Annotated in this window: 4 protein-coding genes and 1 pseudogene; 1 reads left to right on the forward strand and 4 read right to left on the reverse strand. The window is 67.1% G+C overall.

What is annotated here, in order from left to right; genetic code table 11:
• The 4 genes from UK23_RS45640 to UK23_RS49575 form a co-directional block, all read right to left on the reverse strand.
• A partial coding sequence (locus UK23_RS45640) for a carbohydrate ABC transporter permease (protein ID WP_052685635.1) occupies window positions 1–638 on the reverse strand: 638 nt, incomplete at its 3' end.
• Window positions 635–1,531: a carbohydrate ABC transporter permease gene (locus UK23_RS45645; protein ID WP_045318102.1), complete on the reverse strand. Its 897-nt coding sequence runs from the start codon at window positions 1,529–1,531 to the stop codon at window positions 635–637. The genes UK23_RS45640 and UK23_RS45645, both read right to left, overlap by 4 nt.
• Complete coding sequence (locus UK23_RS45650; RefSeq protein WP_045318103.1) at window positions 1,528–2,823, reverse strand: ABC transporter substrate-binding protein; 1,296 nt, start codon at window positions 2,821–2,823, stop codon at window positions 1,528–1,530. The genes UK23_RS45645 and UK23_RS45650 overlap by 4 nt, the downstream gene beginning before the upstream one ends.
• Before the next feature lie 173 nt (window positions 2,824–2,996).
• Entirely contained in the window at window positions 2,997–7,784 is a 4,788-nt protein-coding gene (locus tag UK23_RS49575; protein WP_052685636.1) for a glycoside hydrolase family 3 C-terminal domain-containing protein, read from the reverse strand.
• A 991-nt stretch (window positions 7,785–8,775) separates the two neighbouring features.
• On the opposite strand from UK23_RS49575, the pseudogene UK23_RS45660 reads away from it, so the two are divergent.
• Window positions 8,776–9,275 (forward strand): annotated as a pseudogene (locus UK23_RS45660) (hypothetical protein); the annotation flags it as partial.

The raw sequence follows: 9,275 nt of genomic DNA on the forward strand, positions 1-9,275 counted from the left end.
ATCAGCAGGACCAGCGGCAGGAAGAACTCGTTCCACGTCCAGATGAAGGAGAAGACGAACAGCACACCGAGGGTGGGTCTGCTGATCGGCACCACGATCCGGACCAGGGTCTGCCACTTGTTCGCGCCGTCGATCCTGGCCGCCTCGAGCAGCTCCTGCGGAAACCCGGCGTACGTCGAGGACAGCAGGTAGGTGCCGAACGCGGCCTGGATGATCGTGAAGATGATGATCACGCTGAGCTGCGTGTCGTACAACCCGGTCTCCTTGGCCAGGAAGTACAACGGGTACACCATCGCCTCCTGCGGCAGCGTGTTCGCCACCAGGAAGGCGATCAGGATCCACAGCCTGCCGCGGACCCGGCCGATGCCCAGCGCGTACGCGTTCAGCACCGACACGACGACCGCCAGCACCGCGACCGAACCGCTGATGACGACGCTGTTGAACAGCTTCTGACCGAATCCGACCCGGTTCCAGAAGTCGATGATCCCCTGGAAGGTGATGTCGGTGGGCAACGCCAGCGGCCCGCCGGACGCGTACTGCGCCGGTGTCTTCAGCGCGTTCAGGGCCACGATCACGAACGGTGCCAGCATCACGGCCACGAGCACGATCAGCGACCAGAGCACGGCATGGCGTTTCACGTGCGCTCACCCCGGTTCTGCACTTTCAGGAACACCGTGGTGAGGATGAGGATCAGCACCGTGAGGACGGTCGCGATCGCCGCGCCGTAGCCGACCTGGGTCTTCTCGAAGAAGTTCTGGAACGAGAAGTAGGACGGGACGTTCGTCGCCCCGCCCGGGCCGCCCCTGGTCAGCACGTAGATCGGCCCGAACACCTTCAACGCGGCGATCGTGCACGTCAGCAGCACCACGAAGACCTCGGGCCGCAGCTGCGGCACGGTCACGTGCCAGAACCGGCCCCACCACGACGCGCCGTCCAGCTCGGCGGCCTCGTACAGCGACAGGTCGGCCCGCTGCATGCCCGCCATGAAGATCACCACCGGATAGCCGAGCTGGATCCACACCAGCACGCCCATCACGCTCCACAGCGCGACATCCGGGTCGCCCAGCCAGTTCTGCCCCAGCGAGCCCAGTCCGACAGCGCCGAGGAACTCGTTGAGCGCGCCCCGCGGAGCCAGGATCCAGCTCCACACGATGCCCGCCACCGCGATCGGCAGCACCTGCGGCAGGTAGACGCACGCCCGCAGCACGCTCGCCGCCCGTTGCCCGAACCTCCTGCCGATCACGTCGAACAACGCGGCCGCGATCACCAGTCCGGCGGCTGTCGGCAGGATCGCCATCGCCACCACGAGCGCCAGGTTGTGCTGGAACGACGACCAGAACGTGCTGTCGCCGAACAGCCGCGTGTAGTTGTCCAGCCCGGTCCACTTAGGATCGCCGACGCCCTGCCACCGGGTGAAGCTGATGCCGACGTTCATCACGAACGGCACCAGGATCACCGCGACCAGCAGCAGCGCGCCGGGGATCAGGAACAGCAGGTACGAGCCGCGTTCCCGCACTGTCCTCGCGATCATTTGCCGACGTTCGCCAGGTTCTCCTGGTACGGCTTGGCCAGCTCGTCCAGCACCTGCTGTGGCGTGGCCGTGCCGGTGATCAGCTTCTGCACCGCGAAGACCTGCACGTCGTAGTAGCCGGGGGCGGGCCAGTCGGGGTAGAAGGCCAGGCGGTCCTGCGCGCTCAGGGTCTTGAAGTTCTCCGTGAGCTCCTGGATCTGCGGCGAGGCGGCAGCGGTGCCGCTGTCCACGAGGGACACACCGCCCGCGTCCCTGAGCTTGTCCTGGATCTGCGGCGACATCGTGATCGCGATGAAGTCGTAGGCCAGGTCCTTGTTCTTGGAACCCTGCGGCACCACCCACATGTTGCCTGCGGACCCGGCGGTCAGCCCCGGCCACAGGAACGAGCCCCACTGGAAGTCCTTGATCCCGGCCGCCAGCCTGCCGTACCACCACGTGCCCGAGATCATGATCGGGTACTTGCCCTGCATGAACGACACACCCATGTCCTCGGCCTTCACCCCGGCCGAGTCCTTGCTGATGTAGCGCTTGTCCACCCAGTCGGCGAACGTGCGGGCGCCGTAGGTCCACGCCGCGTCGTGGAAGTCCACCTTGCCGGTGTACCGCTGGTACCGGTCCACCCAGTCCTTGTCCGCCTTCGACAGCGCGAGCTGGTACATGATCTGGTGCGCCGGGTACTCGGCGCCACCGACGGCGAGCGGCGTGACGCCGGCCGCGACGAACTTGTCCATCGCCGCCGTCAGCTCCTCGAGCGTGGCCGGCACGGCGATGCCCTGCTGCGCGAACATGTCCTTGTTGTAGAAGACCTTCACGTACTCGGCGTAGTTCGGCACGCCGAACCACTTGCCCGACCCCATCACGCCCTGCTCGTCGTAGCGGGCCGTGGTCTGGATGCGCGGGCTCAGCTGCTTGTCCCAGCCGCGCTTCGTCACCTCGTCGGAGATGTCGGTCAGCAGTCCCTGCTTCGACAGCAGGCCCGCGGTGGCGTTGCCCTTGTTGTACTCCAGGACATCCGGCGCGTCGTTGGAGTTCAGCACCATCGGTGCCGTCTTCTGGATCTGCTCGAACCCCTTCTCCTCGAACGCCACCTTGACACCGGGATGGGTCGACTCGAACTGCTTGACCGCCTCGGCCCACGCCACCCCCATCGCGCTGTCCGGGCCTTCGTAGTGCCAGAGTTTCAGCGTCCTCGGCCCGTCGTCACCGGCTCCCGACCCGCACCCGGCGATCGCCAGCGCGGCCGCCAGCGTGACCGCCAGAGCCCGCTTGGACCGCCTCCCTGCCTCTGCCATCAACCCCTCCTCCGCACGACGAATGCACAAGCTGTCGAATTCGAATCGAATCGCTTCGATTTCGGATATGCCCCGCCGGACGTTAGCGAGAACATCGCCACGACGGAAGAACCAGATGACTATTTCGCCAGAAAAGGGGGCGGAAGTTGACGGCGACGACGCCTGGACCGGATTTATTGACCGCGGGATATGAACGCGAATCGCGCCGAGTGGGTGGTGCCGTCGGTCAGGGTGAGCGTGAACTCGCGACAGGTGCCGGCCCAGGACCTGTCCGTCTGCCAGACGTAGGTGTACTCGTCGCGCCTCGGGTCGTAGCGGACGCCACCCTGGTTTCCCGCGGGTGTCGCGGGGGCTCCGCGCGGTGCGCTGGTACTGATGTCGATCAACCGCGACGTGGGTGATCCCGGTGCCACGACATCGCGACCGGCGTTGCCACCGAGGCCGAACTTGATCGGCACGGCGCTGCCGGCCTTCACCGTGTTGACCGCGGGCGGATTCAGGACCGGTGCGCGGAAGCCGTCGAAGCGGTAGCCGATCCTGAACCAGTTGACGCCGAGGTCGAGCCAGCCGGCCACCGCGCCGCAGGTGTTCGAGACGTCGGTGTCCGGGATGCCGGGCGAGATGTCGAACACGAAGTACAGGTCGTGCACACCGGGCAGGGCGGTGATCGGCACGGTCGTTCGCCGCCAGTGGTAGAGCGGATCGCGGTAGTCGGTCGCCGAGTTGAGGTCGTGGGCTCCGGTGACCGTCACGCTGCCGAGCACGGTCCCGTTGACCGGGTCGTCGGCCCTGACGGTGATCGTGGCCGGTTCGATCGACACCTTGACGTAGTTGAGAGTCAGGTCGGCCAGGGTGACGCCGCCGAAGTCGATCTTGCGATAGACGACCCAGTCGCCGTTGCGGATCCGGTTCAGCTGCAGGCCGACATCGTCACCGTGGACGTTGTCCACACGTAGGTTCGACGAGGCGCCGCTGGTGTTTCCGGCGCCGTCGAACAGTTCCGCCTCGTGCCGGACGGTGAACGCCTTCTTGTCGGTCTGCCCCTGGATCACGACCCGGGTCGTGCAGGACAGGCCGTTGCCCGTGGTCGCCTTGAGGTAGATGTCGCCGTTGCCGACGCCCGTCGCGCGGACCGTGCAGTTCCACGCCCGGTTGTTGTTGCCGGAGGTCTGCCCCTCGATGAATCCGCCTGCCGATGCGGTGATCTCCGCGAGAACCGTGGGGCGGCCGTCCTTGTCGGTCAGCTCGAAGGTGACAGGGCGAGCCGCCGACGGGAACGGGTACGTGACCGCCGACAGCATCAGCGAACCGCGGTGCTGGTCGATCGCACCGAACCGGGAGAACTGGTTGGGTCCCCAGGAGATGTCGCGCGGGCGCGAATCGTGGCCACTGCGAATGATGATCGCCTCGGGCTCGGTGCCCGCGGGTACGGTCTGGTTCTTGAGGGTGACCGTGAGCTCCGCGGCGACCGTTCCGCGCGGGGTGGCGTAGGTGGCGGTGACGCGCACGGTCCCGTCTCCCTTGCCGGTAGCGGTCAACTGGCCGGAACTGTTGATCGTCGCGAGCGTCGTCGGGCCACCGCCGGGAGCGGTCACCGTCCACGTCGGCGGACCGGTGACAACTCCCGTGCCGCGCAGCGGTGCTTCGAGGAGCAAGCTCGCGGACTGTTGCTCGATCGTGGCGGAAACCCGGACCCTGGCGCGCCCCAGGGACGTCGACGCACTCGAGCTGAAGAGGTTCGAGGTGATCGAGACATCCGCATTCGTCGCCGGTGCCACTGCCCCCAGACGAAGCCATTTGACGATCACGCCGGGGTCGGGGAAGACGAGGTGCAGGTCGGCCGTGCGATCGCTGGGCCGGGCCAGTTCGGCACCTGCGTTGACGAACGTCTGGGCGCTGCCGGTGGGCGCGACGGTGATCGTCCCGATCTGCGTTCCGCCCTGGTCCGCGCTCGGCCCGCCGCTCCACACCGCGATGTTCGACGCGGAGGGGTTCGGGTTGGACGCGCGGATCGTGATTCCCACCGGACGGCGGGCGACGCTGACATCGGCGTACTCGACCCACGCTCCTGCCGTCCTGACCAGGATGCCGTAGGTGTCGTCCTCGCTGACCGATGTCGGCACGACATCGGCCTGCAGGCCGGTCGCCGTCCGGCTCGTGAACGAGTAGTCGTCGAAGTCGCAGGCAGGCGTGGCGCGGCTCAGGTCACGTGCCGGGATCGGATCACCGGTCACGGTCAGGGTGCGTGACACCAGCTGGTCCGCGTCGGCCGAAGAGCGGGCGGCGCTGATCGTGTAGCTGCCGGGCTCCACGAAGAAGCGGCCGCGTGACACGTCCCAGATCGCGAGGTCGGACAGCTTGGCGACGACGGTGACGCGCTGGGACCGACCCGGGGCGAGATGGATGCGTTGGAAGCCGATGAGTTGCTTCTTCGGATGTTCGACGCGCGACTCGGCCCCTGGGCGGTGACTGGCGTACACCTGTGCGACCTCGTCGCTGGCCACCGCGCCGGTGTTGGTCACCGTGAATCCCACTGAGATGTCGGGGTCGCGGGTGTTGCGCGACGAGGCCGGGCTCACGGTGAGGTTGCTGTAGCGGAACGAGGTGTAGGTCAGTCCGTACCCGAAGGGGTAGAGGACGTCGCCTTCGTAGTACTCGTAGGTGCGTTTGCCCTTGATGATGTCGTAGTCGGAGATCGTCGGCAGCGCGTCGAGACCGGGGTACCAGGTCTGGTTGAGCCGACCGGCCGGGGTGTGGTCACCGAAGAGCACGTCGGCGATCGCCGAACCGAGCTCCTGGCCGGCATGGCTGCTGTAGACGATCGCCTTCACGTTCGGGTTCGCGGCAATGGTGCGCAGGTCGAACGGGTAGCTGCCGACGACCACCACGACCGTGTTCGGGTTGGTTGCGGCAACCGCGTCGACGAGCTGCTGCTGGTGGGGCGGCAGCTGGATGCCGGGTGGTTCGGTGAGCCGGTCCTGTGTCTCACGCGAGGTCAGGTGCGGCTGGTCGCCGACGGCCACGACGGCCACCGGAGCCGAGGACGCGCTGGCGACGGCGTCGGCGATACCGTCCTTGACGGTGACGAGCTCGAACTGCCGGTTGGGGCTGGAGACCGAGCCGTCGTGCCGCACGTCGTAGGGCGCGCTGGTGTTCACGAACACGTTGGGGCTCGCCGCCGGGCTGACGATGCCGGAGCTCTTCGCGAAGCGCAGCGACACCGTGGCCCCGGACCGGCTGACGATCCCGAGATTCTGGTCTGTCGTCCACTGCTGGCTGGAGCGGTCGGGGCTTTCGAAACCTGGCGGGTCGGCGTCGGCCATTACCGTGTTGCCGGCGCCGCGGGCCGCGAGGTACCGATCGTGGGCGACCGAACGCAGAAGATGGTTGTTGTACCCGTAGTCGTAGTCGTAGAACTGGGCCAACGGATCGTCGGCGGAGGTGGCAGACCCGGTCAGGGGCGCGTCCGCGGTGCCGCCCGCGGTCAGGAACTTGCCGTCGGGCGTGCCGGTGCCGTTGACAACCTGCAGGCCGACCACGTCGAGGCCGCGGGTGAAGGCGAGCGCGTTCGCGCCACCCTTCAGTCTCGCCGCGACCTCGTCCTTGATGAAGGTCGCGTACGGGTAGCTGCCGGCGTAGAAGTCGGTGGAGTTCTCGTCAGCGAGCGGGCCCACGAGTGCCAGCCGCGACAGCGACTTGTCCAGCGGCAGAATGTGGTCGGTGTTCTTCAGCAGCACGACCTGCTCCCGTGCGGCAGCTGCCGCCACGGCGCTGTGCGCGGGCGTCGTCAAGGCGTTGCGCATGTTCAGCTGCTTGTACGGGTTGGTCGGCTCGGCATCGAGGTCACCGGCGTGCAGGCGCACCATCAGGATGCCGTGAACCGCCCTGTCGATGTCCGCGACGGTCAGCATGCCGCGGGCCAGCGCCTCGTAGATCGGGCGCCGTGTGCTGGGCGTGTCGGTGTCGCCGGGCGTCATGACAGCGACGCCGTTCTTGATCGAGTCGGCCATCGCGGCGGCCTGCCCAACCGCGCCGCTGGGGTAGTAGCCGTTCGAGAAGGTCAGGTTGCCCGGCGATCCGGCGTCGGTGACGCTGAAGTAGGCGCAGTTCCCGTAGCCGCCCGGAACCCATTTCTCGTAGACAGTGGACATCATCTCCGGCAACACCATCGTGGGCTTGCCGTTGACGAGGTTGTAGGACGTCATCATCCCGTTCGCGGCGCCTGATTCGATCCCCTTCCGGAAGACGCGCAAGTAGTACTCGTGCAGGTTCCGCGGCGTCGCGTTGGCGGAGTACGAGGTGCGCGCGGCCTCCTGCCCGTAGGCCGCGATGTGCTTGAGCGTCGGGATGCTCTGGTAGTGGACGGGGTCGTTCCCCTTCATCCCCCACGCCATCGCCGTCGACATGGTGGCGGCGAGCGTGACGTCCTCGCCCATGCTCTCCGACGCGCGTCCGCTGCGCGGATCCCGCGCGAGATCGACGACCGGCGCCCAGATGTCGATCCCGTTGAACCGGGCGTCGACGCTGTTGTAGGCGCGCGCCTCCCGCCCGATGACGTTGCCCACCTTCACCATGAGCGCCGGGTTCCAGGTCATCGCCAGTCCGGTGTTCTGCGGGAACACAGTGGCGCGGCCCAGCCAGGACAGGCCGTGCAACCCCTCGGTTCCGGTGCGGAACTGCGGGATCCCCAGGCGGATGACGGCGATGCTGAACTGGTGCAGCAGGCCCACCTTCTCGTCGAGCGTCAGCGCGGCGATCAGATCCCGGACCCGCGCGTCCGGTCTCAGCGCCACCGGATTCAGGTGGACCGATACCTCGCCGGCAGCGGCCAGGCGCGCGAGCGGTAGTTGTGCTGCCACCAGTCCCGCACCGAGCGCCACGCCACCCAGGAAGCGGCGCCGGTTCAGCTCCGCCGACCCGCCCGTACCCGCACCGCTTGCTGCGTCGTCGTGTGCCGCCATGCCGAGTTCCTCCGCTGCCAGTCGGGTCCAAATGCGTGTTGTACGGGCGCAACCGGGCTCGTCACGCAGGCGCAGTTCGCATGTCGCGAAAGATTCCAAGCATTCAAAGGTCATTCGAGGACGACGATCAATACGCACCATACCGACGTTGTCCAGCCTTGATCCGACCTCGTCGAATACCAAGAGTTTCGATTCGCGTCGAGGTACTTCGACGCGCCCGGGGTCAACCGGCAATCCTGGTCCGACAAAACGTCGAAACTCATATCGAAACGCTTCAACAAGCACCCGGCGTGGACTGCAGAGACGCCTCTCCGGCACAGCCACGATGACCTGGCGACAACGGGCGCCCGGTTCGGATGGTGTGCTGATGTCGACCGGGAGGAGCCACCCGTGCATGAACGGGTGCGAGGACTGGTTCGAGTTTGCCTCCGCGGAACGGCGCCGTCATCGCCCCCGGCCCGCCAAGGTGACGGCGGGCAATGTCGCGGCCGCCAACCAAAACCACCGCTCCGACTGATCCCGGCCCGTGCTGCCGACGAACCATCGGCCTTGTGAGGCAACAGGTCCGACGCGGCCGGCGGCCTCGTGCCGCCGACCGCGAGCGCGCGGCCGCCCATGCAGCATCCACATCGGACAGTAAAATCGCGAATGACCGGCGCGACCAGCCTGCTCGCCTCCTTCGAGTACGCAGAACTGAGAAGCGGCACGAGGCGGCGAGCTCGCGTCGTCAGCGAGCCGGTCTGATCCAACAGGTTCGTCGAATGAGGCCGTCGAATTCGACCATGCTGTGCACGTTCACAGACACGCGTTCAAGACTCTTGCGGCAATCGCCTACATACGGTTCCATCAAAGCACATCGTTTGACAAGTCGGCCGTGCACGTTCACAGTGCTCCGCCTGCCTAGGGGTCTTCTTCACTCGATCAAGGGAGATCGAATGACCACGTACGGGATCCGCCGCGCGGATGCGAGCCTGCCTCGACCAGGTTCAACGTGTACCGCGGCGAGACCAAGCTGAACGACGCGCCGATCACGAAGTTCCTGGACTCCTGGGCGCCGACGGACGCCTCGTACACGGTCCGCGCGGTCGTGAACGGGACCGAGCAGGCGCCGTCCGAGCCGTCACTGCGCCGCACCGGCGGCAACTACCTCGACGCGCCGATCTCCCTGCCCGGCAACAGCTACACCGCCGGTGACGCGAGCGTCGGCGACGTGGACGCGCCCCAGCCGAACAGCTACGTCCGCCAGAACCCGACGGGCGGGCGGGTCGGCGACATCGAGCCGACCGCCCGGCCGCAGCCAGGCCTCGCCGCCCGTTCCACACATCCTTTCCTCCCAAGGAGTCATCGTGTCGATGCAACGACGTACCTTCCTGAGGCTGAGCACGGTCGCAGCGGCGAGCGTAGGTGGCGCGACCCTGCTCGGTACCGGCATGGCGAGTGCCGCCCCCGTCTCACCTCTGGGCACCGCGCCGACCACGCCGTTCGCCGTCG

The sequence above is a fragment of the Lentzea aerocolonigenes genome (assembly GCF_000955955.1).
GTDB lineage: Bacteria > Actinomycetota > Actinomycetes > Mycobacteriales > Pseudonocardiaceae > Lentzea > Lentzea aerocolonigenes_A.